This window comes from Aminithiophilus ramosus, from assembly GCF_018069705.1.
GTDB lineage: Bacteria > Synergistota > Synergistia > Synergistales > Aminithiophilaceae > Aminithiophilus > Aminithiophilus ramosus.
Genome location: NZ_CP072943.1, coordinates 516188 through 542787, shown reverse-complemented (window position 1 = coordinate 542787; position 26600 = coordinate 516188). Strand labels below are relative to the sequence as shown.

The following is a 26600-nucleotide window of genomic DNA, read 5'->3' as shown; positions in this document are numbered from 1 at the left end:
CTCGTCAAGGCACTAGACTAAAGCATCGTCGCCGTCGGCGCAACGGTGATCAGGGGAGAGGCCCCGTCGCGTCGAGAGGCGTGCCGAGGGTGAAGCCGAAGGTGATCTCGCTGTCGTCGTCATAGGTCACCAGAAGCCGGGCGTTCATGAGCTTCCCCGGCACGTAGAGGGCGAGGCCGACTTCCCAGGCCTCGTCGAGGGAGCTCCAACCCCCGTCGTAGACGGCTCCCCAGCCGGCGAAGGCCTCCGTGTTGAGGCTCCCCCACCAGTTCCGTCCCCAGGAGCGTCGCAGCCCCGCGCGGGCCCAGAGGGCCCCCTCTCCCGCGAGGGGGTGACGCCCCCGGCTGTAGAGCTCGTCCTCCCCGCCGAGGTAGGCGGCATGAGCCGGATCGTCGCCCACTCCTTTTTCCAGACCCGCATTCGTGAAAAAGCGGAGGTTGGGGCCCGCCAGGAAGGTCCCTTCGTAGGTCACCCTGCCGAGAAGCTCCTCGGCATCCATCCACCAGAGCCTCCCCTTGAGGACATGGCCCCGCGTCGGCTCCAGCGGATCGTCACGGCTGTCCCACGAGAAGAGCAGCGACGGCCCCCAGAAATCCCGATCCCCGCCCAGCCCGTCGATGTGCTGTCCCAGCAGGGACCAGCCCCAGCGGAAACCCTGCCCGGGGTACTGCCGTCCCATCTCGAGGGCATAACTCCGCCACTCGCTGCCTGTCGCCCCGACAGGCTCGACGCGCTCCTTGCGCGCCCGCAGAGAGATATCCCAGGGGAAAAGACCATCGCCCTGTTCCGTCCGGTAGCGCAGGCTGCCCCCCCACAATTCGTCGAAAAGAAGCGTGGCCTGGAGCGAGTCCCCTTCCTCCAGGAGATCCTGGCGCCGCGCCCCGAAAAGCAGCCCCCGCTCCTGACGGAGATTGCTCGCGTAGCCGTCGAAGGTCAGCTCATAGGGTTCCCGCCTCGCCAGGGAGAGGACCAGGGCAAGCCCCTCCGCCTCCTGTTCGAGACGGTAATCGGCAACTTGGACGTCGTCGCGGTGGCCGAGCTCCTCGCAGAGGTCCAGGAGGGCGTCGGTGACGGGAGGCCTGCCGATCCAGGAGGCCGTCCTCTCCCTCGTTCGCGCCTCGAGCTTCGGAGGAAATCCCTCCAGCCTGATGCGGACGAGCGTCTTCGCCCGGGGCCGATGGAGGCGGACGGACGACGGCGCCCGGGCCGCCAGGGCGAGAAGGGCCTTCATCTGTTTGTTCGCCGCCTCCTCCCCCTTGAGGGAGATGGCCCCGACGTCGGAGGCCTCGAGGAGCGGAAGCCCTCCCACGTCGGGCGTGATGACGAGATCGGCCAGGGCGAGGGAACGGACGACGTTCTGCCGCGTCAGGATGGTGATCGTCTGGTCGAGGACTTCCGTCATGGAGCGGATCTGATCCTGGTTCCTGCGGCTGCTCGTCACGTTGACGGCCACGACGGGAAATCCCGGAAAAAGCTCGCGGGCGATCTCGACGGGGGCGTTGGCCACGAGACCTCCGTCGACGAGGAGGCGCCCCTGGTAGTCCCAGGGCTCGAAAAGCCCGGGAATGGACATGGAGGCCCTGATGGCCGAGGCCAGATTGCCCTGCCGGAGCAGGACGGCCTCTCCCGTCTCCAGATCGGTGGCGACGGCGACGAAGGGAATGGGAAGGTCGTCGAAGTCGGCCACCGAAACTCGGGCCGTGAGGAGGGAGAGCTTGCGGAGGAGCCGCGTCCCGGCGAGCCCTCCGCGCGGTCCTGCCCTCCGCCCCTTTTCGTCGAGAAAGACCTGGGCTATGGGGCGGGAACTCGCCTCGTCCCAGCCGGGAGGGGCCGGAGCGGGTGGAGTCGCGTCGGCCAGAAGGGAGGGAATATCGATCTCCGCGATCACTCTCTCCAGGGCTTCGGCATCGTAGCCCGAGGCGTAGAGGCCGCCCATGATGGCGCCCATGCTCGTGCCGACGATGGCGACGACGGGCACCTTTTCGCGCTCCAGGGCCTTCAGAACGCCGATGTGGGCCAGCCCCTTCGTCCCTCCGCCGGAAAGGACGAGGACGACACCGCCCCCTCCGGCGAAGGCGGGGAAGGCGATGAGACCGACGAAAAGGAGGGCGACAATGCCTTTTCTGACGTCGATGGCGGACCGCTCCTCTCAAAGGGAAGTGCCCTCCCCGGGAAAAGGCGGGAGGGGAAGGGCCGAGATCTCTTCAGCGCAGGAACAGGAGCAGAAGCAGGACGATAAGGACAAGGGCCCCGACGACGACGGGAGAGGGCTGAACGAGGGGGGGCAAGGGCCCCTCCCGGCTGACGGCGACCTTGATGTCTCCCGGAGCGACGGATCGGAAGAAAGTCCCCTCCTCCTCGGCCAGGGCGCCATGGACCTCGATCTGGCCGCTCTTGAGGAGGCGAATCATGTAGGCCTTGCCGACGACGGGAGAGGTCCCCTCGCCGTCGAGAAGGACCGGCGTCCCCGGCCGGAGCTCCGAAAGAGGCACGCCCAGGACGGGATCGATATGGAGGGAAAAGTCCTTCAGGCCCTGACGCGCCGGCATCTCATGCTCGGGGACGTCCTCTTTCGCGGAACTCTCCAGGCCGACGGTCTCCTCGACGAAGGAGTCGAGACTGCGCTGGAGGGAAAGGATCTGGCCGGCCGCGTCGCGCAGATCGGGAAGGGCCACTTCCTCGAGGAAAAGGGCCTGGCCGGGAAGGTTTTTGCCCGTGCTGTCCCTCAGGGCCCGCTCGAGATCGAAGGGCAGATCTCGCAGGAAATCGCGGCCGCCCTGAAAGGAGGGCACTCCTGCCTCCCGGCGCCCCTCGACGGCCACCAGCATATCGTGGGCATGGTTGGACCAGACGAGACGGAGGTGGCGGGTCATCTGACCGGCCACCCAGAGGTCGCTCTCCGAAACTTTGGGCTGCGACGAGGTCACGATGCCGCCGACCAGAGGCAGGATGCGACGCCACGAAGTGAGCGTGGCACTCGAGGCCCCGTAGGGAAGGGCCGAGACGTCCTGCCAGAGAAGCCGCTCTTCCGGTCCGAAAAGGGAGACGGCGGCGAGAGAGATCTGGTCCGTGAAGGAGAAGAGGATCCAGAGGACCCGATAACGTCTCCCCTGCGCGGAAAGATAGCGGAAGAGGGTCCCCACCTCCCTCTCTCCTCCCTGATCGAGGTAGGTCCGGGCCAGATCGCCGATTTCCCCGGCATCGATGCCCAGCATGAAAGCCAGAAGATCTCTCAGATACCACTCCTCGTCGCCGGACCGCCCTGCCACAGTCGTCCCCCCTCGATTCTCCCTTTTCTAAAAATACCGCCATTGCGGGGGCGGGGCAAGAGAGGGGACCGGTCCCGAATCCGCGGGTTCGTCGGAGGACCCCCCGTCGGATCTTCCTGCTCGGGAGGTCCGCTCCGATCACCGCGCCGGAGGTTCCGCCCTTTTCCGCCGACCGATCCGGGCCGGTCAGCGGGAAGGGCGCTTCGTCCGCAAGATCAGCCTTTTTCCGTAGTACCAGAGGCGGACGAGGAGAAGATCGCTCGTCCGCCTCCGCAGAGAGCTCTCGTCGACGGGACAGGCCTTGTCGACGAGGAGGATCTTCGATTTGGGCCGGGCCAGGATCTGGCTGGGGTAGACACTGCGGTGGCCGCTGATGACGAAGGCCACGATGCAAGCCAGGGCGGCGAAGGGGGCCAGACGGGCCCCGAAGAGCTCCATGGCCATGATCGTCGCCGCCACGGGCGTATTGGCCGCTCCGGCCAGGACGGCCGGAAGCCCCACGGCGGCGCAGAAAAGGGGGTCGAGACCGGAAAGGGAGGAGAAGAAAGATCCCGCGGCGGCACCGACGAAAAGCGTCGGCGTCACGATGCCGCCGCTCCCGCCGCAGCTGAGGGTAATCCCCGTCAGAAGCGACTTGAGGGCGAAGGCCCCGTGAGGCACGGCCTCCCCTCTCAGGGCGCTTTCGATCGTCTCCGTCCCCAACCCCAGGTAACGAGGGCCGAAAAGGGCCGTGGCGCCCAGGAGGAGGGCGCCGCCCAGCAGGGGCTTCTGCCAGCCGCGAAGGCGCAGCCTCTCGAAAAAGCGCTCCGTCAGGCCCAGGATTTCGATGTGGGCCAGGGCGACGAGGCCGAAAAAGCAGCCGGCGGCCAACCCCCACAGGAGATATCCCCCGGAAAGGTCGGGGACGGCGCGGAGCAGCTCGTCGGGATAGGTGATGCCCAGAAGGGTGGCGGTATGGTAGGCCGCGATGCCGCTGACGAAGGAGGGGAGCATGACGTCGTAGAACATCTGGCCGATGAACAGGACCTCGATGCCGAAGATGGCCCCCGCCACGGGCGTGCCGAAGATGGCGGCGAAGCCCGCCGAGATGCCGCAGATGACCAGTTTTTTCCGGTCCTCGTCGCCGAAGCGGAGAAGGGAGGCCAGGGCGGAGGTGATGCCCGCCCCGATCTGGGCGCAGGGCCCCTCCTTGCCCGCCGAACCGCCGACGGAAAGGGTTATGAGAGTGGCGACGAGCTTGACGGGGATGACCGACAGAGCGATCCGCCCCGACCGCTTGTGGACGGCCTCGATGACCTTCTCCGTGCCGTGTCCCTTGGCCTCGGGCGCCAGCTTGGCGACGAGGAGAGCGCTGGCCCAGAGGCCGAGGGGCAGAAGGAGATAACGCAACGTCGAGGGGCGGGCCAGGACTTCGCGGCGCCCCGACTCGAGAAGCTTGAGGAACAGGGCGGCCGTCGCTCCGACGAGAACGCCGGCGACGAGGGCCAGGGCAAACCATTTGACAACGCTATAGATGAGGGAGAGCACTTCACCCACCTTCTGGGCGGGACTGTTCATCGACCAGACCTCCTTGGGCTAAAAGAAAAAAGCGGCCGGCTGATGCCGCGCCGCTTTCCAGCAGGGAGAGAAGACGCGAGGGACCGCCTCAGCCGTGAACCGTCAGGACCAGGAAGACGCGCCCTCCGCTGACGTGGAAGGGAAGGGTGAAGTTGCGCACGCCCTGGCTGGTGCTGGGGACGCTCTTGATGTTCTCGCCGGTGATGATCTGAGGGGGCGTGATGTCCAGCCCCTGGACGTTGAGTTTCATGATGGCCTGGCCGCTGACCATATTGGTCAGCTCGCCGAGGACGCTGAGCGCCACGGGATCGTCCATGTCTGGAGCGAGCAGCCCCCCCGACATGGACGTCACGAAGGCCCCGAAGCCCGCCTCGTCGATCATGATGGCCACCGTCCCCTGGAGACCGGCGCCGACGAACCCGATGAGGGCGGCGGCTCGGCTTCCAGGGGCGTTGACGCCGGGTCCGATGGCTCCCTTGTCGAGCCTGACCGAAAGCCCGACGCTCTGACCGACGGAAAGAAGAGCGGCGCCGAAACTGTTGACGAGTTTGGAGATATTCTGCGCTTCCATCAAAATTACCTCGCTTTCGATTCCGTGACGCCGGAAGGGGCCAACGCCGGAGGCGGTCTCTCCGCAGCGGAGAGGAATCGCTCTCTACTCTCGGGATGTGCCGTCAGACAGAAGAAGACTCCACGCCGCAAGGTCATCGACATCTCGGGGCGGAAGGCGGAGACCGCTGGGAAGGAGGCGGAGGAGGCCGCGAGGCGGATGGAGACGCCAGTAGAGCTCGCGCGCCCTCAGGGTGGAAAAGGACTCGTCGACTTCCTCGAAGGAGATGTGCCGGAGGAGGAGACGGCGAGCCAGCAAATCGCTTCCCGTACCCGTTCCAAGTATGACGCGCCCGGGCCCGATCTGCCAGGGGCGAGGGACAAGTTCTTCCCGTAACCAGCGATCGGCCAGGAGTTCGCCTCCGAAAAAGGCGTCCAGGAAGAGATCGAGCTCTCCGACGGCCACGATACCCGAGGCGACGAGTCGTCCTCCCTCCCGTGCCAGAGCCCATCCCACCTTGTTCCGGCCGGGATCGAAAGCCAGGGTCGGGCTATCGCCGGTCAAGGGTGGACATCCATCGCGGGTAGAGCCAGAGCCAATGGTCGGGGTATTCGGCGATCCACCGGCTCAGCACCTCGTTGCAGAGGGCCAGATCGGCCTCGAGATCCTCGCCGAAGGGACCGTCCCTCCCCTCCAGTTCGGGGAGGAGATGGAGATCGTGGCCCGTTCCGTCGGGACGACGGACGATGAAAAGGGGGACGACGGCCGCACCCAGTCTGTGGGCGAGCTTGACGGGACCGTAGGGCGTACTGGCCGGAAGGCCCAGGAAGGGGACGACCATGCCCTTCTCTCGCGGATCCTGGTCGAGAAGGACGCCCAGGATCTGTCCCTCTCTGAGGCAGCGGAGAGCCGCCTTGAGATCGAAACCCTTGCCTATGGTCGTCACGCCCGCCGAAGCCCGGAGGCTGGCGATCTTCTCCGTCACCCTCTCGTCGCGCTGCTCGGCGCCGATGGCGTTCATGGGGAAGCCCCTGCGGGCCACGGTCGCCGCCGCCAGTTCCCAGCTGCCGAAATGGGCCGTCAGAAGGATGACGCCCCGCCCCCGCTCATGGGCACGGCGCAGATGCTCCTCGCCGTGGACCGTGACGAGACGGTCCCACCCGTCGGAAAGGAGCGGAAGGCGGTAGAATTCCATGACGGACCGCCCCAGGTTACGGTAGGAGCGGGCCACGATCTCCCGGGCCGTCGTGACGCCCACGCCCAAGGCGCGGACGCAGCGGGCCTCGGCGGCATCGACCTTTTTGCGGGAGACGAAATGGACCACTCCCCCCAAAAAGGCCCCGAGGGCCACGGCACTCCGTCGCGGAAGGAGCCGGGCCAAGCGCTCGATGCAGGAGAGAGCGCACCAGGTCTTCTGTTGTCGTCTCGGAGGCAAAGCCTTCCCTCCCTCCTCTCGAACGATTCGTTGCCATTATAGAACAGCCCCGTCCCGATGAGGCTATACTGGTACAAAAGATCCAGCCGAACAGAGGAGGTGTCCGCCATGTGGAGAAAGACGCTCTTTCACCATGACCTTTCCGAGGAAGCGACGTCGCTCGTGGACTGGGCCGCCGGCAGGCTTTTCGCCGGGGAGACGACGCTGCTGCTGGCTCACATCGTCAACCCCGTCCTTGGCCCGGAGACGCCCCAGAGCGTCCGCCTCGCCCAGGAGGAGTTGGAGCGCCTCGCCGCCGACCTGCCCCCCGGAGTCCGGACCGAGATTTTCGTCGCGGCGGGAGACCCCCTGGAGGAACTGCCCCGGCTGGCCCGGGAAAGGGGATGCACGTCGGCCCTCCTCCTTCTCGACGACGCCGACGAGGCCGCCCTGGTCGTGCCCCGACTGGCCCTCCCCCAGCTCCTTCTCTGGAAAGGGCGGCAACACGACGAGGAGCTCTTCCGCTCCGTCGCCGTGGCCCTCGACCTCTCGCCCGACAGGACGGAGCCGCTCCTGGCGGCCCTCGCCGAAGGACTGGGAGGAAGGACGGACGATCTCGAACTCCTTCACTCCCTCTCTCCCTCCGGCCCCGAGGCGGCTCCCGATCTGCTCCTCTCGGCCGACGCGGCCCTTCAGGAGATCGGCACGGAGCTGAGCGGCACCTTCGGCTCCGTGCGGACGGCCCTCCTCACCGGTGATCCCGAGGAGACCGTGCCGGACCATCTCGATCGGACCCGCCCCTCTCTGCTCGTCCTGGGCCTCTCGCGCCACGGCGATCTCTGGGAGCTCTTCCTGGGCGGGACGGCCCAGCGACTCCTCCGCCGCGTCACCGTGCCCGTCCTGCTCCTGCCCGTCGACGCCGCCGATCCGATCTAGCGACAGACCCCCTCGGCCCGGGCCTGATCGGCCACGGCCCGGGCCACGGCGGGAACGACGCGATCGTCCAGGGCCGAGGGGAGAATCCGCTCGGCGCCCAACGCCTCGTCGTCGATGAGAGCGGCCAGGGCATCGGCGGCGGCCAGCTTCATCCCCTCCGTGATCCGCTTCGCCCCGGCGTCGAGAGCGCCTCGGAAAATGGCGGGAAAACCCAGGCAGTTGTTGACCTGGTTGGGGAAGTCGCTCCTCCCCGTGGCGACGACGGCGGCCCCGGCCGAGCGGGCCTCGGCGGGAAAGATCTCCGGCGTCGGGTTGGCCATGGCGAAGAGGACGGCGCCGTCGGCCATGGCCCGGACCATGTCGGCTGAGACCAGACCGGGCCGGGAGACGCCGACGAAGACATCGGCGCCGACGAGGGCATCCCCCAGGGAACCGGCTCGCCCCTCGGGATTGGTCCCGGCCGCCAGCTCTCTTTGCGGGAGCGTCAGTCGCTCGTCGTCGGGCGAGAGGACGCCGAAACGGTCGCAACAGACGACGTTGCGGGCGCCGCGAGCCGCCAGAATGCGCACGATGGCCGTCCCCGCCGCGCCGATGCCGTTGACGACGATTCGCGCCGAATGAAGGCTCTTGCCGACGAAACGGAGGGCGTTCATGAGCCCGGCCAGGACGATGACGGCCGTGCCGTGCTGGTCGTCGTGAAAGACGGGGATGGAGAGGCGTTCCTGCAGTCTCCTCTCGATCTCGAAACAGCGGGGGGCGGCGATATCCTCCAGGTTGATGCCGCCGAAGGAGGGGGCCAGGGCCGCCACGACGGCGACGACGGCGTCGACATCCCGCTCGTCGAGAACGAGAGGGTAGGCGTCGATGGAGGCAAAGCGTTTGAAGAGATTGCACTTGCCCTCCATGACGGGAAGGCCTGCCTCGGGACCGATGTCGCCCAGCCCCAGGACGGCCGATCCGTCGCTGACGACGGCCACCGTATTGCCCCGGTTGGTCAGGGACCAGACCTGGTCGCGATCTTCGGCGATCCTCCGACAGGGCTCGGCCACGCCGGGCGTGTAGGCCAGGGCCAGGTCGTGGGCCGTCTCCAGAGGAACGCGGCAACCTACCTCGATTTTCCCGCGGAACAGGCGATGAAGCTCGAGCGCCTCCCGGTAAATGCGATCGTTCTCGCTCATTTCACGCAACCTCCTCGCGCCGCTTCAGCGGCCTTCAGAAAAGCTCCATCCCCTGTCGACCGAGAAGAAAGGCCTCGGGGCCATCGCGGTAAAGGTCGCCTCCCCAGGCGTCGGCGACGACGACGAGAGGCATGTCGACGACTTCGAGGCGACGGATCGCCTCGGGCCCCAGGTCGCCGTAGGCGACGACGTCGCAGCGCCGGACGGAGCGGGCCAGGAGGGCCGCCGCGCCCCCCGTGGCGCCGAAATAGACGGCCCCCCGGTCTGCCAGTGCCCGGAGGACCTGGGGCGAGCGGCCCCCTTTGCCGATCATGCCCCTCAGCCCCTTTTCCAGAAGGGTGACCGTGTAGGGATCCATCCTTCCGCTCGTCGTCGGGCCGACGGGACCGATGATCTTGCCCGGGCCGGCCGGGGCGGGACCGGCGTAGTAGATCACCTGGTCGGCCAGGTCCAGGGGAGCCTCGCCCCGCGACAGGGCCTCGACGAGGCGCTTGTGGGCCGCGTCGCGGGCCGTGAAGAGAATGCCCGACAGGAGCACCCTCTCTCCACTGCGAAGCGACCGTGCCAGATCCTCCCCGAAGGGAGCTTGAACCTTCCGGACCTGTGTCATCCCTTGCGGACCTCCCTTTTTACAGAACGACCTCGCCGTGACGGCAGGCGTGGCAGCAGATGTTGACGGCCACGGGCATGCCGGCGATGTGGGTGGGCGCGAACTCGATCTGGACGGCCAGGGCCGTCGTCGTCCCTCCGTAGCCCGCGGGACCGATCCCGAGGCCGTTGACGGCCCTGAGGATCTCCTCCTCGAGGTCGGCGTAGCGCCCGTCGCCGTTGCGCGACCCCAGAGACCTCAGAAGGGCCTTCTTGGCGAGCAGAGGGGCCCTCTCGAAATTGCCGCCGATCCCGACGCCGACGACGACGGGGGGGCAGGGGTTGGAACCGCCGCGGCGGACGGTGTCGACGACGAAGTCGCGGACTCCCTCGGGGCCGTCGGCGGCCTTCATCATGGCGATGGCGCTCATGTTCTCGCTCCCCATGCCCTTCGCCGTCGCCCGGAGGCGGAGGCGGCCGCCGTCGACGATTTCGACGTGGACGATGGCCGGCGTGTTGTCGCCGCTGTTTTTCCTGTCGAAAAGGGGATCGGCGACGACGGACTTGCGGAGGTAGCCCTCGGAATAGGCGCGACGGACGCCCCTCTGGAGCGCCTCGCTCAGCGAGCCTCCGACGAAGGCGATCTCCTGGCCCACCTCCAGGAAGAGGATGGCCATGCCGCAATCCTGGCAGAGGGGCACCCTCTCGTCAGAGGCGATGGCGGCGTTTTCCAGCAAATCGTCGAGGACGGAGCGGCCCAGCTCGGAGGCCTCCCTCGCCCGGGCGCTCCGAAGGGCCGCCTCGACGTCGGGAACGATCTGGACGTTCATCTCCATGAAGAGCGACCGGACGGCCTCTTCGACGACATCGACGTTGATCTCTCGCATGATCGTCCCTCCCCAAAGCCACGAAAAAAAGAAAGAAGGAGGGACACAGAGCGAAGCGCCCCGTGTCCCTCGCTTTGGCGCTTGCCGTCCCTTCTAGCTCATGAGCAGCGTGAGCATGGTGCCGGCGGCGACGGCCGTCCCGATGACGCCGGCCACGTTGGGGCCCATGGCGTGCATGAGGAGGAAGTTGCCGGGGTTCTCCTGCTGGCTCACTCTCTGGACGACGCGGGCCGCCATGGGGACGGCCGAGACGCCCGCCGCTCCGATCATGGGGTTGATCTTGCCGCCCGAGAAGATTTTCAGGGCCTGGCCGAAGAGGACGCCTCCGGCCGTGCTGAAGACGAAGGCCACCAGGCCCAGGACGATGATCTTCAGCGTCGCCGCCGTCAGGAAGGTCTCGGCCTCCATCGTCGCGCCCACCGTCAGGCCCAGGAAGATCGTCGTGGCGTTGAGAATCTCGTTCTGGGCCGCCAGGCTCAGGCGCTCCGTGACGCCGCACTCCCGCAGGAGGTTGCCGAACATGAGGATGCCGATGAGGGGCACCGACGCCGGCAGGATGAGGCCCGAGGCGATGGTGCAGACGATGGGGAAGAGGACCCGCTCCGTCTTGCTCACCGGACGGAGGTTGTCCATGCGGATGGCCCGGTCCGCCTTCGTCGTCAGGGCCTTGATGACCGGCGGCTGGATGAGCGGCACCAGAGACATGTAGCTGTAGGCCGCCACGGCAACCGCCCCCAGGATCTGCGGCGCCAGTTTCATCGTCAGGTAGATGCTCGTCGGGCCGTCGGCCCCTCCGATGATGGCGATGCTGGCCGCCTCTTTCACCGAGAAGCCCATCATCATGGCGCCGAAGAGGGCGATGAAGACGCCCAGCTGGGCCGCCGCCCCCAGGAGGAAGGTGATGGGGTTGGCCAGCAGGGGCGCGAAGTCCGTCAGGGCTCCGATCCCCATGAAGATGATGACGGGGTAGATTTCGTGCTGGGTCCCGAAGAAGACGTAGTAGAGAAAGCCCCCTTCGTCCATGATGCCCGACAGGGGCAGGTTGACGAGGACGCAGCCGAAGGCGATGGGCACCAGCAGGAGGGGCTCGAAGCCCTTGCCGATGGCCAGGTAGAGCAGGACGAGGCCGACGACGAGCATGACGAGATTGCCCGTCGTGAGGCCGGCGAATCCCGATTGGGCGAGGACGCTCGACAGTGATTCGATGTAGATTCCCATGGTCGTTCCTCCTTTGAGGCCCGAGGCCTAGCCGAGGACGACGAGGATGTCTCCGGAGTTGACGGAGCCGCCTTCTTTGACTCGGATTTCCTGGACGGTGCCCGCCGCGGAGGCGAGGATTTCGTTTTCCATTTTCATGGCTTCCAGGACGAGGAGCAGGTCTCCGGCGGCGACGACGGCTCCCGGAGCGACGGCGATTTTGAGGATTTTGCCCGGCATGGGCGCCGTGACGGTGGCGGCGCCGGCAGGGGCGGGGGCCGCCACAGGAGCGGCGACGGGGGCAGGGGCCGCCACGGGGGCGGCGGCGGGAGCGGCGGCTCTGGCAGGGGTCGGCGCGGCGGCGCCGCCCAGTTCTTCCACTTGGACGTCGTAGGCGGTTCCGTTGACGGTGATGCGGTAGTTGCGGGCCATTTCAGGTCCTCCCTTTGGCGTGTCGGTTTTTGCGGGGGGCGTTCCCCCGTTCGCTGCAGGCTCCTGTTCCTTTTCCGAGGCGGGCGTCACGGTCCCGGACGGGACGGGACGTTCGCCTTTTCCGTCTTTCCCATCGGCCGTCTTCGGCGGCGGGCCCGACAGGGCTCGGGCTCCCCGCCCGCCTATTCCCAGCCTTCGAGGTTGTCCAGGCGCGAGAGGCGTTTCCAGCCCGACGTGAGGCTGTCGGCCACGGCTACGGCGGGGCGGACGGAGCTGATGCGGAAGTTCTCGAGGCCGCCGGCGGCGATGGCCGCCGTGAGGACGGCGATGAGTTGGTCTCCCGCTTCCTGGGCCCTGACGACGGCCCTGGGCGCTTCCTTCGGCGACGACGACGTTTTCGACGCCTTCACCGCCTGAGCCTGGGCCTCTTTGGCCGCCTTGACGGCGTCGATCAGCCCGGCCAGGTGCTTGACTCCGATGAGCAGGAGCATGAGCGACATCAGGACGAGGAAGACGACGCTGAAGGCGATGAGGGAGAGGACGACGGCCCCAAGCGGACCCTGAAAGTGATCGGAGAGATGTCCCATTTTCGGTCCCCTCTTTCCTAGTGGGGCATGATGGCGTGCTTGCGCTTCGGCCTCAGTTCACGCTTGCTTTCGCTTACGGTGAGGGCACGATGCAGTTCGAGGCGCGTCTCTTCCGGCAGGATGACCCGGTCGACGAAGCCCCGCGAGGCCGCCTGGTAGGGGTTGGCGAAGGCCTCTTTGTAGCTTTCGATTTTCTCCGCCCGCGTCGCGGCCGGGTCGCCCGATTCTTTGATTTCCCGGGCGAAGATGATGTTGGCCGCCCCTTCGGCTCCCATGACGGCGATTTCCGCCTGGGGCCAGGCCAGGACGACGTCCGCTCCGAGGTCTTTGCTGCACATGCCCAGGTAGCTCCCGCCGTAGGCTTTCCTGAGGACGAGGGTGATTTTGGGGACCGTGGCCTCGCTGTAGGCGTAGAGGAGTTTCGCCCCGTGGCGGATGATGCCTCCCGTTTCCTGCGCCAGGCCCGGCAGGTAGCCCGGAACGTCTTCGAAGGTGACGATGGGGATGTTGTAGGCGTCGCAGATGCGGATGTGGCGGCTCGCCTTGTCCGAGGCGTCGATGTCGAGGCATCCCGCCATGTGTTTGGCCTGGTTGGCGATGATGCCGATGACTTTGCCCCCGACGCGGCCGAAGCCGGTGACGATGTTCTGCGCCCAGTAGGGCTGGATCTCGAAGAAGTCCCCGTCGTCGACGACTTTGACGATGACGTCCCGCACGTCGTAGCCCCTGTTGGGGTTGGTCGGCACGGCTCCTCTCAGCTCCGGGACGGTGCGGTAGACGTCGTCTTCCGTCTCTTTGTGGGGCGCCTCTTCCATGTTGTTGCTCGGCAGGTAGGAGAGCAGTTTGCGGACCTGGGCCCAGCATTCCCCTTCGTCGGCGGCGAAGAGTTGGGCCACTCCCGAGACGCGGTTGTGCGTCATGGCCCCGCCGATCTGTTCGCTCGTCACTTCTTCTCCCGTCACCGATTTGATGACGGCAGGGCCCGTGATGTGCATGATGCCGATCTTGTCCACCATGAGGGTGAAGTCCGTCAGAGCCGGGCTGTAGACGGCACCGCCCGCGCAGGGACCGGCGATGACCGAGATCTGCGGCACGACCCCGCTGGCTTTGACGTTGCGGAAGAAGATGTTGCCGTAGCCCGAGAGGGCGTCGACGGCCTCCTGGATGCGCGCTCCGCCCGAGTCGTTGATTCCCACGACGGGCACTCCGTTCTGCAGCGCCATGTCCATGACTTTGCAGATTTTCTTGGCGTGCATCTCGCCCAGAGATCCGCCCAGGACGGTGAAGTCCTGGCTGTAGACGTAGACGAGGCGGCCCTCTATGGTCCCGTGGCCCGTCACCACTCCGTCTCCTTCGTAGAGCTTCTTCTCCAGACCGAAGTTGACGCAGCGGTGCGTCACGAATTCGTCGATCTCGACGAAACTCCCCTCGTCCAGCAGCGACGCGATACGCTCTCGGGCCGTCATCTTTCCCTTTTCCTTCTGCTTCTCGACGGCCTTCGCTCCGCCTCCCTGGGCGGCCTTCTCCCTGCGCGACAACAGCGCCTCGCAGAGCTGGTCGATCGTCTTTTCCGACATGCTTCCTTACCTCCTCGGGGAAGTCAGAGCGCCCCGCAGGGGAAAGGCAATCCCCGCGGGGCGCTGCAAGGTCAGCCGCGCTCGCTCAGCTCGAGAAGAATGCCACCCGTCGACTTGGGATGGACAAAGGCGATCTTGGCGCCGCCGGCGCCGTAGCGGGGAGTCTCGTCGATGAGACGGACGCCCTTGGCCTTCAGCTCCGCCAGGGCCGCCTCGAGATCGTCGACGCGGATGGCGATGTGGTGAATGCCCTCGCCCTTCTTCTCGATGAACTTCGCCACGGGACTCTCGTCGCTCGTGGGCTCGAGAAGCTCCACTTCCGTGTCCTTCACGGGGAGAAAGGCCGTGATGACCTTCTGCTCGGCCACTTCCTCCCTCGCGGTGCACCTGATGCCCAGCCCCTCCTCCCAGAACTTGAGGGCCTCGTCGATGCTCCTGACTGCAATTCCGATGTGATCGATGACCGTCGGTTTCACCCTGACCCCTCCTCGTTTCGTTCAACGGAGGCAGGTCCGAAAGAGAGACCTGCCTCCCCACGTCGCGACTCGGCGAACCGGAGCCGCGAGGCCGCGACGCTTTTTGGCGAATGAGAACTACTCCTTCGATCGTTTCTCCTCGACGGCCTTTTCAAGCCATTCGATGCACTGGGACGTCGCCGTGCCGGGACCGAAGATGGCACCGGCGCCCACCTCCATGAGGGTGGGCACGTCACCGTCGGGGATGACGCCGCCGCCGAAGACGATGATGTCCTCCGAGCCCTTCTCCTTCAGGAGGGTGACGATGGCCCGGAAATAGTGCTCGTGGGCGCCGGAGAGGATGCTGATGCCGATGGCGTCGGCATCCTCCTGAATGGCCGTATCGACGATCTGCTCGGGCGTCTGGCGAAGCCCCGTGTAGATGACCTCCATGCCCGCGTCCCGGAAGGCCCGGGCGATGACCTTGGCGCCCCTGTCGTGGCCGTCCAGTCCCGGCTTGGCCACAACGACTCGAATCTTGCGATCGCTCATCCTGACCGTCTCCTTTCCGCCTAAAGCACGATGTTCTCGCGGTACTCGCCGAACTCCTCACGCAGGACGCCGCAGATCTCGCCTTCCGTGGCGTAGGCCTTGACGGCCTCGACGATGCGGGGCATGAGGTTGACGGATTCGTCCTTGGCGGCCTGACGGACATCGTCGAGGACGGTCTGGACGCGGAGATTGTCGCGCTTCTCCCTCAGCTCGCGGAGCTTGCGGCACTGGTCCTCGCCGACGCTGGGGTCGACGCGGAGCAGCTCGCGGCCCGAGTTGTCCTCTTCGACCTGGTACTTGTTGACGCCGACGACGACGCGCTCGCCGCTCTCGACGGACTTCTGATACTCGTAGGCGGCGTCCTGGATCTGCGACTGGACATAGCCCTTTTCGATGGCCGTCAGCATGCCGCCGAGCTCGTCGATCTTGGCGATGTAATCCTCGGCCTGGCGCTGGATCTCGTCGGTGAGGGCCTCGATGTAGTAGCTGCCGCCGAGGGGATCGGAGGTATCGGCGGCGCCGGACTCGTGGGCGATGATCTGCTGCGTCTTGAGGGCGACGCGGACGCTCTTTTCCGTCGGCAGGGCCAGGGCCTCGTCCATGCTGTTCGTGTGGAGCGACTGGGTCCCGCCCATGACGGCGGCCAGGGCCTGGATGGCGACGCGGACGATGTTGTTCTCCGGCTGCTGGGCCGTGAGGGTCGACCCGGCCGTCTGGGTGTGGAAGCGGAGCATCTGGGCCTTCTTGTCGGCGACGCCGAAGCGCTCTTTCATGATCTTGCCCCAGAGACGGCGGGCGGCGCGGAACTTGGCCACCTCTTCGGCGAAGTCGTTATGGGCGTTGAAGAAGAAGGAAAGGCGCTGGCCGAAGACGTTGGGATCGAGTCCGACCTTGATGGCGGCGTCGACGTAGGCGATGCCGTCGGCAAGGGTGAAGGCCACTTCCTGGGCGGCCGTGGAACCGGCCTCGCGGATGTGGTAGCCCGAAATGGAGATGGTGTTCCAGTTGGGCACGTTCTTGGAACAGAAGTCGAAGATGTCGGTGATGAGACGCAGCGACGGCTTGGGGGGGAAGATGTACGTTCCCCGGGCGATGTACTCCTTGAGGATGTCGTTCTGGATCGTGCCCGAGATCTTGTCGGCGGGCGTTCCCTGCTTCTCGGCGACGGCGATGTACATGGCCAGAAGGACCGAGGCGGGGGCGTTGATCGTCATCGACGTCGAGACCTTGTCGAGAGGGATGCCGCCGAAGAGGATCTCCATGTCGGCCAGGCTGTCGATGGCGACGCCGACCTTGCCCACCTCGCCCTGGGCCATGGGATGATCCGAGTCGTAGCCGATCTGCGTCGGCAGGTCGAAGGCGACGGAAAGGCCGCTGCCGCCCTGTCCGAGCAGGTAGCGGTAGCGCTTGTTCGACTCCTCCGCCGTCGAGAAACCGGCGTACATCCGCATCGTCCAGAACCGGCCGCGGTACATCGTCGGCTGGACGCCGCGGGTAAAGGGATACTGGCCGGGATAGCCCAGATCCCTGTCGTAGTCGAGGTCCTTCACGTCCAGGGGCGTGTAGAGCCTGTTGACGGGCAGCCCGCCGCCGGAGACGAAACGCTTCCGCCTCTCGGGAAACTTGGCCAGAGCCTTCTCGACAGAGGCGTCATACTTGGCCTTGCCCTCTGCGATTTTCTGGAGCTTGTCTTCCTGAAACACTCCTCCCACCTCCAACGTAACGTTTATCTCCCCACATGCGACGCCCCCGACAGGCTCTCCCTGCTTGTCCCCTCGGGAACGACGCAAGCCCCCTTAGTATTTATCACTCTTTTACAGAAATCAACCTCTTGACCTGAATTTCCAGAAAAGGCGGTTTATTGCGCAAAAGCGGCGTTCGCCTCACAGAGAGAATACACTGTTTCGCATTATACCTCCTAGCCGCCCGAAAGCGCCACCGCCCTCAGGCCGAGATGGAGCAGGGAGGTAAAAAGGACCATGCCCACGATGGCCACGGGGTAGGCCGCGCCGTAGCCGGCGGCGCACTCCTCCGAGCCCGTGGCGTCGATGGCCGCGCCCAGTCCCGGCGTGCTCGTCATGGCGCCGCAGATGGCGCCGGAGAGGAGAATCCAGTTCATTTTCCACAGGCGACGTCCCATGAAGTATCCTACGGCTTCGGCGAAAAGGGCCGAGACGAGCCCCATGGCGATGAGAAGCAGGCCGTGCTCGCTGAGGGCCGCCACGATCTGGGGACCGGCCATCAGCCCCGAGGCGGCCAGGAAGAAGGCCAGGGAGAGGGAACGGAAGGCCCCCAGGATCGACGGGTCCATGCGGAAGGCCAGAGGACCGACCCGTCCCAGCGTTCCGGCGGCGAGGGCGACGAGGAGAGCCCCTCCCGTCGCTCCCAGGGAGAGGGAGCCCAGGCCGGGAAGGGGGACCTTGACGGCGCCGACGAGACTGCCCAGAGCCATGGAGAGGGCGAAGGCGACGAGGGAAAAGCCCACGGAACCCTCAGAGGGCACCTGAAGACCTTTCGACCGGCGGAGCGAGGCCAGGGACCGGCGCTCCTCCTCCACGTCGATGGCGAAAACGATCGGAGCCAGCTGGACGAAGAGGACGACGGCGACGACGCCGAAAGGGTAGGCCACCGTATAGCCGACGACGACGAGGGGATTGCCCCCCGTCGCCTCCAAGGCGGCGCCGAGGCCGGGAGAACTCGTCAGGGCCCCCGTGTAGGTCCCGACGACGAGGAAGGGATCGACGGCTCGGCCGAAGAAAAGAGCGGAAAAGAAGAGGACCAGGGCTCCGGAAAAGGTCACGGCGAGACTGAGAAGGGGGAAACGCCAGCCGTAGAGCCTGACGGCCCCGACGATATCCTCCGAGGCCAGGAGACCGACGGCGACGACGAAGACGAGGAGATTCCAGGAAAAGTACTCCCGGGGAACGCTCCCTCCGGCCATGCCGAAGAGGAGCCCCGTGAAGAGGGCACCGGAAAGTCCCAGGCTGATCCGCCCGAAACGAAGGCGTCCCAAGGCATAGCCCGAGACGACGGCCAGGGACAGCAGCAACAGGGGATCGCCGAGAAGCTCTTTCACGGGAATCACGCCCTTTCTCTGGAGGAGACGACAGGGAAGACTATACGCAAAGGGGCAAGATGTGAAAAGGGCCGATTCTTTCGAATCGGCCCTTTTTCTTTCTTCAGGTCCCGTCGCCTCAGCGGGCGCCGCGAGGGCGGGGACGACTTCCGGAGGCGGCGAAATTGCGGGAGCGATCGCCCCTGTACTCGCTTCGGCGATTGCTGCTGCGGGGATCGGGACGACGGCCCCGATCGCGGTTGGCCCGGTCCTGTTCGGCCTCCAGCTCTGCCTTGAGGGAATAGCCTCGAGGCCCTTCGAAGGCCAGTCGAGCCAACAGGCCGGCCGTCACCTCGACGGCGTCGTCCCGCTCGAGGATGGCCCGTGCCAGCTCGCCATAGTCCTTCCCGTCGGGAAGAGCGGCAAGCTTGTCCAGCTCCTCGTTGAGGCGAAGATGCTCCAGCTTCTCCAGGTCGCCCCTGTCGGGAACGGGAAACCAGTTGATCTGGACGGAGAAGCTGCGGACGAGGCCCTTCATGCGGCGGGCCTCGACGGGCGACAGCAGCGTCACGCTGATGCCGCTGTGGCCGGCCCGGCCCGTCCGCCCGCTGCGGTGGACGTAGGCCTCGATGTTGGAGGGGAGACCGAGCTGAATGACGTGGGTCACACCCGTCACGTCCAGGCCGCGGGCGGCCACGTCGGTGGCGACGAGGATGCCCGTCGTGCTGCTCCGGAACATCTCCAGCGCGTGATTGCGCTCCCTCTGCCCCATGTCGCCATGGATGGGATGGGCGCCGAAACCGGCCTGGGCCAGGCGAAGGGCCACATCGGCCGTCTCCACCTTGGTGGCGCAGAAGACGATGGCCCGCTCGGGACGCTCCCAGAGGAGGACGTTGACGAGGGCCTCGTAGCGTCTCCGCGAGGGACAGACGAAGGCCTTGTGGGAGATGTCGTCGTTGACCGTCTCGTCGACGGAAAGGGTCAGCTTGCGCGGATCCTTGAGGTAGCGTCTGACGAGGTAGCGGACCGAGTCGGGAATGGTGGCCGAGAAGAGCCAGGTCCTTTTGATGGCGGTCATCCGCTTCAGGATGGACTCGAGCTCGTCGCGGAAACCCAGGTCGAGCATGTGGTCCCCTTCGTCGAGGATAAGGCTTTCGATCGTGGCGGCGTTGAGGGTTCCCCGCTCGAGGTGGTCGATGACCCGCCCCGGCGTCCCGACGACGAGAGAGGCGCCGCGGCGGAGCTGGGAAATCTGGGGGCCGATGGGAACGCCTCCGACGAGGACGGCCACGGACATGCCCAGAGGACGGCCGAGCCACTCCATCTCTCCCGCCGTCTGCTGGGCCAGTTCCCGCGTCGGCGCCAGAACGAGGATGCGGGGAACGCCTCCGGCGACGAGGTCGTTGATGAGGGGAAGGGAAAAGGCGAGGGTCTTGCCCGAGCCCGTCTTGGCCTGAACGACGAGATCCGTCGACAGGACGTCGGGAAGGCCTAAGACAGCCTCCTGAACGGGCGTGGGCGTCTCGAAGCCGTGCTGGGCGATGGCCTCTTGAATGCTGGGTTTCAGATCAAAATCGGAAAAACGAACGGTGTTGATGGACAAACTATCTCCTCCTGAACGACGAGGCCAGGGGAGCAAAAAATGGGGGCGCCCTTTTCTACGGGCAGCCCCGGCATCCCTACAGCCTCAAGCTACCCCCATTGTCCCTGATAACGACGATCTGTCAAGGCCTTTCGCATCGCCCTGTCGCCGGACAATGGTATTGTCACTCGTGAAGAGGACAGGGAAAATGTCACTTATGACGACCAGGAGAGACCTACTCATGAAGACAAAAGAAGCAAGGCGCTTGGGGTTGGTGGAAGAGGCTGTCGCGGGCAACCTGACGGTTCAGGAGGTGGCCGATCGGCTCGGTCTGAGCCGCCGTCAGGTCTTTCGGCTCAAACGACGCTACCGGGAAGAAGGAGCGCAGGGGCTCCTGCACAAGGGACGAGGCAAACCGTCCCGGCGCAGAATCTCTCAGGAGACACGGGATTTCGTCGTCAGTCTGGCCAAGGGTCTTTACAGGGATACGAGCTGTCAGCACATGGCCGAACTCCTTGCCGAAGAGCATGATCTCGTGCTGAGCGCCAAGAGCATCGCCCGTTTCCTTCGCGCGGAGAACCTGTCCCTCGTTCATCGCCACCGGGCCCCGAAGCGGCGTTCCCGCAGGGTCCGACGGTCCCGACGAGGCGATCTGGTCCAGATGGACGCCTCTCCTTTCGATTGGTTCGAGATCGGTGAGCGTTGCACTCTCCACGGCGTGGACGATGCCACAGGAGAGGTCCTCGGTCTGTGGATGGCCAGGAATGAGTGCCTCTTCGGCTACTTCCGCGTGCTCCGTCAGATGCTTGATCGCCACGGCGTGCCTCGCGAGCTTTACGCCGACCGCCACACCATCTTCCTTTCTCCCAAGTCGGAAAAACTGACGATCAAGGAGGAGCTGGAGGACTCGGCGCCTGTAACCCAGTTCGGCCGCGCTCTGGAGGCTCTCGGAACTCGCTATGTCCCTGCAGGGTCTCCCCAGGCGAAGGGGCGGATCGAAAGGCTCTGGGGAACTCTTCAGGATCGTCTCGTCGTCGCCTTCCGACGGGCCGGAGTGAAAACGATCGAAGAGGCCAACGTCCTGCTCGCCGCCTACCCGGGAGAGGTCCATAACCCGAGGTTCGCTCGTCCTCCCGCAGAGGGGGCATCTGCCTTTCTCCCTCCGCCGGACGGCCCCGCTCTCGATCTCCTCCTGACTCGCCAGACCGACCGGAAGGCCTCGGGAGACTCGACGATTTCCCTCGACGGAAAACAGTACGCCCTGATAGGCCCCCGCAGACGCCCCCTGCTTCTTGCCAGGGGACAGGCGGTCAAGGTCATCGAGAAGCTCGACGGGAAACTCCTGGCTCTTGTCCATGACGGGCTCTACGATCTCGCAGCCGTCGACAAAGAGCCCCCTGCGACTCCCCCGCCTGTCATCGAGACGAAGACAGGCACTCCATGCAAAACGAAGAAGCAGAGGAAGCCGGCGGCAGACCATCCCTGGCGACAGAATCCCGCTCCTCCTGCCGCGGCGGTCGGCTCCGAGCAAGGGACGGGTTCCCCTCCCTAGAAGGACCTCCGCCGCGGAGGAAAGCCAAGGCGGGCTGTTGACGGGGGCGATTTCAGCCCCTCGAAAGCGACACTTTCATTGTCCCTCAGACCCTCTTTTTAGATGACATTTTTAGTGTCCCTTGACAGGCCTTTCGCATCGCCCTGTCGCCGGACAATGGTATTGTCACTCGTGAAGAGGACAGGGAAAATGTCACTTATGACGACCAGGAGAGACCTACTCATGAAGACAAAAGAAGCAAGGCGCTTGGGGTTGGTGGAAGAGGCTGGGGCAACCTGACGGTTCAGGAGGTGGCCGATCGGCTCGGTCTGAGCCGCCGTCAGGTCTTTCGGCTCAAACGACGCTACCGGGAAGAAGGAGCGCAGGGGCTCCTGCACAAGGGACGAGGCAAACCGTCCCGGCGCAGAATCTCTCAGGAGACACGGGATTTCGTCGTCAGTCTGGCCAAGGGTCTTTACAGGGATACGAGCTGTCAGCACATGGCCGAACTCCTTGCCGAAGAGCATGATCTCGTGCTGAGCGCCAAGAGCATCGCCCGTTTCCTTCGCGCGGAGAACCTGTCCCTCGTTCATCGCCACCGGGCCCCGAAGCGGCGTTCCCGCAGGGTCCGACGGTCCCGACGAGGCGATCTGGTCCAGATGGACGCCTCTCCTTTCGATTGGTTCGAGATCGGTGAGCGTTGCACTCTCCACGGCGTGATTGACGATGCCACAGGAGAGGTCCTCGGTCTGTGGATGGCCAGGAATGAGTGCCTCTTCGGCTACTTCCGCGTGCTCCGTCAGATGCTTGATCGCCACGGCGTGCCTCGCGAGCTTTACGCCGACCGCCACACCATCTTCCTTTCTCCCAAGTCGGAAAAACTGACGATCAAGGAGGAGCTGGAGGACTCGGCGCCTGTAACCCAGTTCGGCCGCGCTCTGGAGGCTCTCGGAACTCGCTATGTCCCTGCAGGGTCTCCCCAGGCGAAGGGGCGGATCGAAAGGCTCTGGGGAACTCTTCAGGATCGTCTCGTCGTCGCCTTCCGACGGGCCGGAGTGAAAACGATCGAAGAGGCCAACGTCCTGCTCGCCGCCTACCCGGGAGAGGTCCATAACCCGAGGTTCGCTCGTCCTCCCGCAGAGGGGGCATCTGCCTTTCTCCCTCCGCCGGACGGCCCCGCTCTCGATCTCCTCCTGACTCGCCAGACCGACCGGAAGGCCTCGGGAGACTCGACGATTTCCCTCGACGGAAAACAGTACGCCCTGATAGGCCCCCGCAGACGCCCCCTGCTTCTTGCCAGAGGACAGGCGGTCAAGGTCATCGAGAAGCTCGACGGGAAACTCCTGGCTCTTGTCCATGACGGGCTCTACGATCTCGCAGCCGTCGACAAAGAGCCCCCTGCGACTCCCCCGCCTGTCATCGAGACGAAGACAGGCACTCCATGCAAAACGAAGAAGCAGAGGAAGCCGGCGGCAGACCATCCCTGGCGACAGAATCCCGCTCCTCCTGCCGCGGCGGTCGGCTCCGAGCAAGGGACGGGTTCCCCTCCCTAGAAGGACCTCCGCCGCGGAGGAAAGCCAAGGCGGGCTGTTGACGGGGGCGATTTCAGCCCCTCGAAAGCGACACTTTCATTGTCCCTCAGACCCTCTTTTTAGATGACATTTTTAGTGTCCCTTGACAGGCCTTTCGCATCGCCCTGTCGCCGGACAATGGTATTGTCACTCGTGAAGAGGACAGGGAAAATGTCACTTATGACGACCAGGAGAGACCTACTCATGAAGACAAAAGAAGCAAGGCGCTTGGGGTTGGTGGAAGAGGCTGGGGCAACCTGACGGTTCAGGAGGTGGCCGATCGGCTCGGTCTGAGCCGCCGTCAGGTCTTTCGGCTCAAACGACGCTACCGGGAAGAAGGAGCGCAGGGGCTCCTGCACAAGGGACGAGGCAAACCGTCCCGGCGCAGAATCTCTCAGGAGACACGGGATTTCGTCGTCAGTCTGGCCAAGGGTCTTTACAGGGATACGAGCTGTCAGCACATGGCCGAACTCCTTGCCGAAGAGCATGATCTCGTGCTGAGCGCCAAGAGCATCGCCCGTTTCCTTCGCGCGGAGAACCTGTCCCTCGTTCATCGCCACCGGGCCCCGAAGCGGCGTTCCCGCAGGGTCCGACGGTCCCGACGAGGCGATCTGGTCCAGATGGACGCCTCTCCTTTCGATTGGTTCGAGATCGGTGAGCGTTGCACTCTCCACGGCGTGGACGATGCCACAGGAGAGGTCCTCGGTCTGTGGATGGCCAGGAATGAGTGCCTCTTCGGCTACTTCCGCGTGCTCCGTCAGATGCTTGATCGCCACGGCGTGCCTCGCGAGCTTTACGCCGACCGCCACACCATCTTCCTTTCTCCCAAGTCGGAAAAACTGACGATCAAGGAGGAGCTGGAGGACTCGGCGCCTGTAACCCAGTTCGGCCGCGCTCTGGAGGCTCTCGGAACTCGCTATGTCCCTGCAGGGTCTCCCCAGGCGAAGGGGCGGATCGAAAGGCTCTGGGGAACTCTTCAGGATCGTCTCGTCGTCGCCTTCCGACTGGCCGGAGTGAAAACGATCGAAGAGGCCAACGTCCTGCTCGCCGCCTACCCGGGAGAGGTCCATAACCCGAGGTTCGCTCGTCCTCCCGCAGAGGGGGCATCTGCCTTTCTCCCTCCGCCGGACGGACCCGCTCTCGATCTCCTCCTGACTCGCCAGACCGACCGGAAGGCCTCGGGAGACTCGACGATTTCCCTCGACGGAAAACTGTACGCCCTGATAGGCCCCCGCAGACGCCCCCTGCTTCTTGCCAGGGGACAGGCGGTCAAGGTCATCGAGAAGCTCGACGGGAAACTCCTGGCTCTTGTCCATGACGGGCTCTACGATCTCGCAGCCGTCGACAAAGAGCCCCCTGCGACTCCCCCGCCTGTCATCGAGACGAAGACAGGCACTCCATGCAAAACGAAGAAGCAGAGGAAGCCGGCGGCAGACCATCCCTGGCGACAGAATCCCGCTCCTCCTGCCGCGGCGGTCGGCTCCGAGCAAGGGACGGGTTCCCCTCCCTAGAAGGACATCCGCCGCGGAGGAAAGCCAAGGCGGGCTGTTGACGGGGGCGATTTCAGCCCCTCGAAAGCGACACTTTCATTGTCCCTCAGACCCTCTTTTTAGATGACATTTTTAGTGTCCCTTGACAGGCCTTTCGCATCGCCCGATCTCGGAGGGGCACAGCCCCTCCTCTTTTCTTCTCCGGCCCGAACCGTCATACTGCTCTATGAGGAGGTGATCTGCCTTGAACATGGTGACCTGCGATCGCTGTTCCAAGCTCTTCGGCTCTCCGGGACCGCGGATCTGCCCCACCTGCAGCAAGGAACTGGACAGAATCTACTCCCGGGCCCGGGAGTACCTGCGCGACCATCCCCAGGAGAGGCTCAACGTCCACGACCTCGCCGAGGCTCTCGGAGAGGAGTCCTCCGACATCGACATCCTCGTGTCCACAGGCCGCATCCGCCTCTGGGGCGAGGACGGACGCGTCGACGACGCCGACGACCGGGCCCGTCTCCTGAAGGCCTTCCAGAAAAACCTCTCCAAGGGGAACTCCCAGGGAGGAACGGTCTTCCACACCGCCGATCGATTCCGAAAAAAAACATGACGAAAAAGGCCGCCCCCCTCACGAAGGGGACGGCCTTCCGCGTCGGAGCCTCTGGTTTCAGGCCCGGCCGTCACAGGCCTTGAGGCGGCCGGCCATGTTCTTGCCCAGGAGGGAGCAGGCCTCCAGGACGGCCCTGTTGGGAGCCGACTTCATCTCCACCTGGGGATCGACGAGCTCCCAGCCGCCGGAGTGGGCGAACTCGAGAAGGGATTTGAGAGCGACGCTCTGGGCCCAGGTGTAGGAGCCGCAGAGGCCGACAAGACGATCTTTGAGCATCTTGTTCCGCAGATGTTCGAGAAGCGTCGCCAGAGGCGGGAAAAGGGTCATGTTGTAGGTGCAGCTGGCCAGGACGAGGCCGCGGAAGCGCCAGATGTCCTTGACGACGTAGGAGACGTGGCTCCTCGAAACGTCGTGGACGATGATCCGCTCGATCCCCTCTTCGGCCATGGCCCGAGCCACGGCCTCGGCCATTCGCTGCGTGTGACCGTACATGGAGCCGTAGACCACGACGGCGCCGCACTCCGAAACGTGGCGGCTCCAGCGGTCGTAGAGGGCGACGATCTTGGCGGGATTCCTGCGATGGACGGGACCGTGAGAGGGGGCGATGACGGCGATCTCCAGCCCCTTGAGCTTTTCGATGGCCTTCTGGACCTGGGGACTGTAGCGGCCGACGATGTTGGAGAAGTAGCGGAGGATCTCGTCCTCGTAGAAGCCCATGTCCACTTCGTCGTCGAAGATGCCGCCGTCGAGGGTTCCGAACCCGCCGAAGGCGTCGCAGGTGAAAAGGACCTTCGACTCCAGGTCATAGGCGACCATCGTCTCCGGCCAGTGGACCATGGGGATCATGTGGAAGCGGAGCTGGTGGCCACCCAGATCGAGGACATCGCCCTCCTTGACGACGACGATGTCGTCGGTGAGGGCGTAGAAGCTCTCGAACATCCCCTTCGTCTGGGCGTTTCCGACGATCTTCAGCTCGGGATAGATGGCCTTGAGGACCTTCATCGATCCCGAATGATCGGGCTCCATGTGGTTGACGACGAGATAGTCGAGGGGGCGTTTGCCGATGACGGCCTCGATCTTGTCGATGAGAACGTTCATTGAAGAACTTTTGACGGTGTCGATGAGGGCCGTCTTCTCCCCCACGACGAGATAGGCGTTATAGGAGACGCCCCGGGGAAGGGGCCAGAGGGACTCGAAAAGGTCCGTCTCGTGGTCGTTGGCTCCGACCCAGAAGATGTCTTTCTTGACTGGAATGGCCTCGTACATGCTTTTCCCTCCTCCTTGCGGCCTCGGCTGGCCGCCGATGAGAAAACCCGATTCCCGTCTAGAGTAGTTCCACCCTCACGTCCTGTCAAAAACCTCCGATCCCTCTTTGACAAGAGGCTCACGCAGCGGTATAAAAGCCCTGCAAGAGAGCACCGGGGGAGCCGCTTGGCGGCTGAGAGGGGGCCTTCGCCCCGACTCCTGGGACCTGACCAGGTCATGCTGGACGGGGAGGTGCCCTTATCTTCCGAGGCCCGTCTCCCTCCAGCGCGTCGCTGGGGGTTTTTTTGTGCTCTCCTCCGGCTCGCGGAGAAGAAAGGACGGA

General features: G+C 65.1%; 24 protein-coding genes and 1 riboswitch. Of the genes, 5 read left to right on the top strand and 19 right to left on the bottom strand.

The features are described from left to right. Nucleotides 1-49: 49 nt before the first annotated feature. The 6 genes from KAR29_RS02260 to KAR29_RS02235 form a co-directional block, all read right to left on the bottom strand. A complete protein-coding gene (locus tag KAR29_RS02260) occupies nucleotides 50-2089 on the bottom strand; it encodes a patatin-like phospholipase family protein (protein ID WP_274374897.1) in 2040 nt (679 codons plus the stop codon). A 115-nt stretch (nucleotides 2090-2204) separates the two neighbouring features. Next, nucleotides 2205-3269: a hypothetical protein gene (locus tag KAR29_RS02255; protein WP_274374033.1), complete on the bottom strand. Its 1065-nt coding sequence runs from the start codon at nucleotides 3267-3269 to the stop codon at nucleotides 2205-2207. A gap of 186 nt (nucleotides 3270-3455) precedes the next feature. Next, nucleotides 3456-4826 (bottom strand): chloride channel protein, encoded by a 1371-nt coding sequence (locus KAR29_RS02250; RefSeq protein WP_274374032.1) that lies wholly within the window; start codon nucleotides 4824-4826, stop codon nucleotides 3456-3458. Nucleotides 4827-4914: 88 nt separating this feature from the next. Next, nucleotides 4915-5397, bottom strand: a complete 483-nt coding sequence (locus KAR29_RS02245; protein WP_274374031.1) for a chemotaxis protein CheX — start codon at nucleotides 5395-5397, stop codon at nucleotides 4915-4917. An 84-nt stretch (nucleotides 5398-5481) separates the two neighbouring features. Next, entirely contained in the window at nucleotides 5482-5940 is a 459-nt protein-coding gene (locus KAR29_RS02240) for an endonuclease (protein ID WP_274374030.1), read from the bottom strand. Beyond that, nucleotides 5927-6811 carry a lysophospholipid acyltransferase family protein gene (locus tag KAR29_RS02235; protein WP_274374029.1) on the bottom strand — a complete coding sequence of 295 codons (885 nt, stop codon included), beginning with the start codon at nucleotides 6809-6811 and terminating at the stop codon, nucleotides 5927-5929. Before KAR29_RS02235 ends, KAR29_RS02240 begins: the two co-directional genes overlap by 14 nt. Before the next feature lie 108 nt (nucleotides 6812-6919). On the opposite strand from KAR29_RS02235, the gene KAR29_RS02230 reads away from it, so the two are divergent. Beyond that, on the top strand, nucleotides 6920-7726 hold the full coding sequence (locus KAR29_RS02230) for a universal stress protein (RefSeq protein ID WP_274374028.1): 807 nt from the start codon (nucleotides 6920-6922) through the stop codon (nucleotides 7724-7726). On the opposite strand, the gene KAR29_RS02225 is transcribed toward KAR29_RS02230, so the two are convergent. The 12 genes from KAR29_RS02225 to KAR29_RS02170 all read right to left on the bottom strand — a co-directional run bounded on the left by KAR29_RS02225 (nucleotide 7723) and on the right by KAR29_RS02170 (nucleotide 19837). After that, a complete protein-coding gene (locus KAR29_RS02225) occupies nucleotides 7723-8904 on the bottom strand; it encodes an NAD(P)-dependent malic enzyme (protein WP_274374027.1) in 1182 nt (393 codons plus the stop codon). The genes KAR29_RS02230 and KAR29_RS02225 overlap by 4 nt on opposite strands. A gap of 34 nt (nucleotides 8905-8938) precedes the next feature. After that, nucleotides 8939-9514, bottom strand: coding sequence for a FumA C-terminus/TtdB family hydratase beta subunit (locus KAR29_RS02220; protein WP_274374026.1), 576 nt, complete (start codon nucleotides 9512-9514; stop codon nucleotides 8939-8941). Nucleotides 9515-9533: 19 nt separating this feature from the next. Continuing rightward, the gene (locus KAR29_RS02215; protein WP_274374025.1) at nucleotides 9534-10379 is read right to left on the bottom strand and encodes a fumarate hydratase; all 846 of its coding nucleotides are present in this window, start codon (nucleotides 10377-10379) and stop codon (nucleotides 9534-9536) included. 93 nt (nucleotides 10380-10472) lie between these two features. Then, nucleotides 10473-11597, bottom strand: coding sequence for a sodium ion-translocating decarboxylase subunit beta (locus tag KAR29_RS02210; RefSeq protein ID WP_274374024.1), 1125 nt, complete (start codon nucleotides 11595-11597; stop codon nucleotides 10473-10475). Between the two features lie 27 nt (nucleotides 11598-11624). Then, complete coding sequence (locus KAR29_RS02205) at nucleotides 11625-12008, bottom strand: biotin/lipoyl-containing protein (RefSeq protein WP_274374023.1); 384 nt, start codon at nucleotides 12006-12008, stop codon at nucleotides 11625-11627. Nucleotides 12009-12190: 182 nt separating this feature from the next. After that, the gene (locus tag KAR29_RS02200; RefSeq protein WP_274374022.1) at nucleotides 12191-12595 is read right to left on the bottom strand and encodes an OadG family transporter subunit; all 405 of its coding nucleotides are present in this window, start codon (nucleotides 12593-12595) and stop codon (nucleotides 12191-12193) included. A gap of 17 nt (nucleotides 12596-12612) precedes the next feature. Further along, the gene (locus tag KAR29_RS02195; RefSeq protein WP_274374021.1) at nucleotides 12613-14172 is read right to left on the bottom strand and encodes an acyl-CoA carboxylase subunit beta; all 1560 of its coding nucleotides are present in this window, start codon (nucleotides 14170-14172) and stop codon (nucleotides 12613-12615) included. A 71-nt stretch (nucleotides 14173-14243) separates the two neighbouring features. Beyond that, entirely contained in the window at nucleotides 14244-14648 is a 405-nt protein-coding gene (gene mce, locus KAR29_RS02190; protein ID WP_274374020.1) for a methylmalonyl-CoA epimerase, read from the bottom strand. A gap of 117 nt (nucleotides 14649-14765) precedes the next feature. Next, nucleotides 14766-15179 (bottom strand): cobalamin B12-binding domain-containing protein, encoded by a 414-nt coding sequence (locus KAR29_RS02185; RefSeq protein ID WP_274374019.1) that lies wholly within the window; start codon nucleotides 15177-15179, stop codon nucleotides 14766-14768. A 20-nt stretch (nucleotides 15180-15199) separates the two neighbouring features. Continuing rightward, nucleotides 15200-16882 carry an acyl-CoA mutase large subunit family protein gene (locus tag KAR29_RS02180; RefSeq protein WP_274374018.1) on the bottom strand — a complete coding sequence of 561 codons (1683 nt, stop codon included), beginning with the start codon at nucleotides 16880-16882 and terminating at the stop codon, nucleotides 15200-15202. Between the two features lie 215 nt (nucleotides 16883-17097). Beyond that, nucleotides 17098-18264 (bottom strand): aspartate-alanine antiporter-like transporter, encoded by a 1167-nt coding sequence (locus tag KAR29_RS02175; RefSeq protein WP_274374017.1) that lies wholly within the window; start codon nucleotides 18262-18264, stop codon nucleotides 17098-17100. 109 nt (nucleotides 18265-18373) lie between these two features. Further along, nucleotides 18374-19837 carry a DEAD/DEAH box helicase gene (locus KAR29_RS02170; protein ID WP_274374016.1) on the bottom strand — a complete coding sequence of 488 codons (1464 nt, stop codon included), beginning with the start codon at nucleotides 19835-19837 and terminating at the stop codon, nucleotides 18374-18376. Here KAR29_RS02170 and KAR29_RS02165 point away from each other — a divergent pair. The 4 genes from KAR29_RS02165 (at nucleotide 19788) to KAR29_RS02150 (ending at nucleotide 25012) form a co-directional block, all read left to right on the top strand. Beyond that, entirely contained in the window at nucleotides 19788-21368 is a 1581-nt protein-coding gene (locus tag KAR29_RS02165) for an ISNCY family transposase (protein WP_311135607.1), read from the top strand. The two genes, KAR29_RS02170 and KAR29_RS02165, sit on opposite strands and share 50 nt — an antisense overlap. A 290-nt stretch (nucleotides 21369-21658) precedes the next feature. Next, the gene (locus KAR29_RS02160; protein ID WP_274374014.1) at nucleotides 21659-22900 is read left to right on the top strand and encodes an ISNCY family transposase; all 1242 of its coding nucleotides are present in this window, start codon (nucleotides 21659-21661) and stop codon (nucleotides 22898-22900) included. A gap of 290 nt (nucleotides 22901-23190) precedes the next feature. After that, complete coding sequence (locus tag KAR29_RS02155) at nucleotides 23191-24429, top strand: ISNCY family transposase (protein WP_274374013.1); 1239 nt, start codon at nucleotides 23191-23193, stop codon at nucleotides 24427-24429. A gap of 229 nt (nucleotides 24430-24658) precedes the next feature. Next, a complete protein-coding gene (locus KAR29_RS02150) occupies nucleotides 24659-25012 on the top strand; it encodes a hypothetical protein (protein WP_274374896.1) in 354 nt (117 codons plus the stop codon). Nucleotides 25013-25069: 57 nt separating this feature from the next. Here the strand turns inward: KAR29_RS02150 and KAR29_RS02145 are convergent, their stop codons facing one another. Beyond that, entirely contained in the window at nucleotides 25070-26278 is a 1209-nt protein-coding gene (locus tag KAR29_RS02145) for an FprA family A-type flavoprotein (RefSeq protein WP_274374012.1), read from the bottom strand. 144 nt (nucleotides 26279-26422) lie between these two features. Beyond that, nucleotides 26423-26525, top strand: a riboswitch (TPP riboswitch). Nucleotides 26526-26600 lie beyond the last annotated feature (75 nt).

What these genes read in the sequence shown, in the direction of transcription:
- KAR29_RS02245 (WP_274374031.1), bottom strand. Translation starts at nt 5,397, where the DNA reads ATGGAAGCGCAGAATATCTCCAAACTCGTCAACAGTTTCGGCGCCGCT.
- KAR29_RS02205 (WP_274374023.1), bottom strand. Translation starts at nt 12,008, where the DNA reads ATGGCCCGCAACTACCGCATCACCGTCAACGGAACCGCCTACGACGTC.
- KAR29_RS02165 (WP_311135607.1), top strand. Translation starts at nt 19,788, where the DNA reads ATGCTGGGTTTCAGATCAAAATCGGAAAAACGAACGGTGTTGATGGAC.
- KAR29_RS02215 (WP_274374025.1), bottom strand. Translation starts at nt 10,379, where the DNA reads ATGCGAGAGATCAACGTCGATGTCGTCGAAGAGGCCGTCCGGTCGCTC.
- KAR29_RS02195 (WP_274374021.1), bottom strand. Translation starts at nt 14,172, where the DNA reads ATGTCGGAAAAGACGATCGACCAGCTCTGCGAGGCGCTGTTGTCGCGC.
- KAR29_RS02220 (WP_274374026.1), bottom strand. Translation starts at nt 9,514, where the DNA reads ATGACACAGGTCCGGAAGGTTCAAGCTCCCTTCGGGGAGGATCTGGCA.
- KAR29_RS02145 (WP_274374012.1), bottom strand. Translation starts at nt 26,278, where the DNA reads ATGTACGAGGCCATTCCAGTCAAGAAAGACATCTTCTGGGTCGGAGCC.
- KAR29_RS02210 (WP_274374024.1), bottom strand. Translation starts at nt 11,597, where the DNA reads ATGGGAATCTACATCGAATCACTGTCGAGCGTCCTCGCCCAATCGGGA.
- KAR29_RS02150 (WP_274374896.1), top strand. Translation starts at nt 24,659, where the DNA reads ATGGTGACCTGCGATCGCTGTTCCAAGCTCTTCGGCTCTCCGGGACCG.
- KAR29_RS02250 (WP_274374032.1), bottom strand. Translation starts at nt 4,826, where the DNA reads ATGAACAGTCCCGCCCAGAAGGTGGGTGAAGTGCTCTCCCTCATCTAT.
- KAR29_RS02185 (WP_274374019.1), bottom strand. Translation starts at nt 15,179, where the DNA reads ATGAGCGATCGCAAGATTCGAGTCGTTGTGGCCAAGCCGGGACTGGAC.
- KAR29_RS02225 (WP_274374027.1), bottom strand. Translation starts at nt 8,904, where the DNA reads ATGAGCGAGAACGATCGCATTTACCGGGAGGCGCTCGAGCTTCATCGC.
- KAR29_RS02200 (WP_274374022.1), bottom strand. Translation starts at nt 12,595, where the DNA reads ATGGGACATCTCTCCGATCACTTTCAGGGTCCGCTTGGGGCCGTCGTC.
- KAR29_RS02230 (WP_274374028.1), top strand. Translation starts at nt 6,920, where the DNA reads ATGTGGAGAAAGACGCTCTTTCACCATGACCTTTCCGAGGAAGCGACG.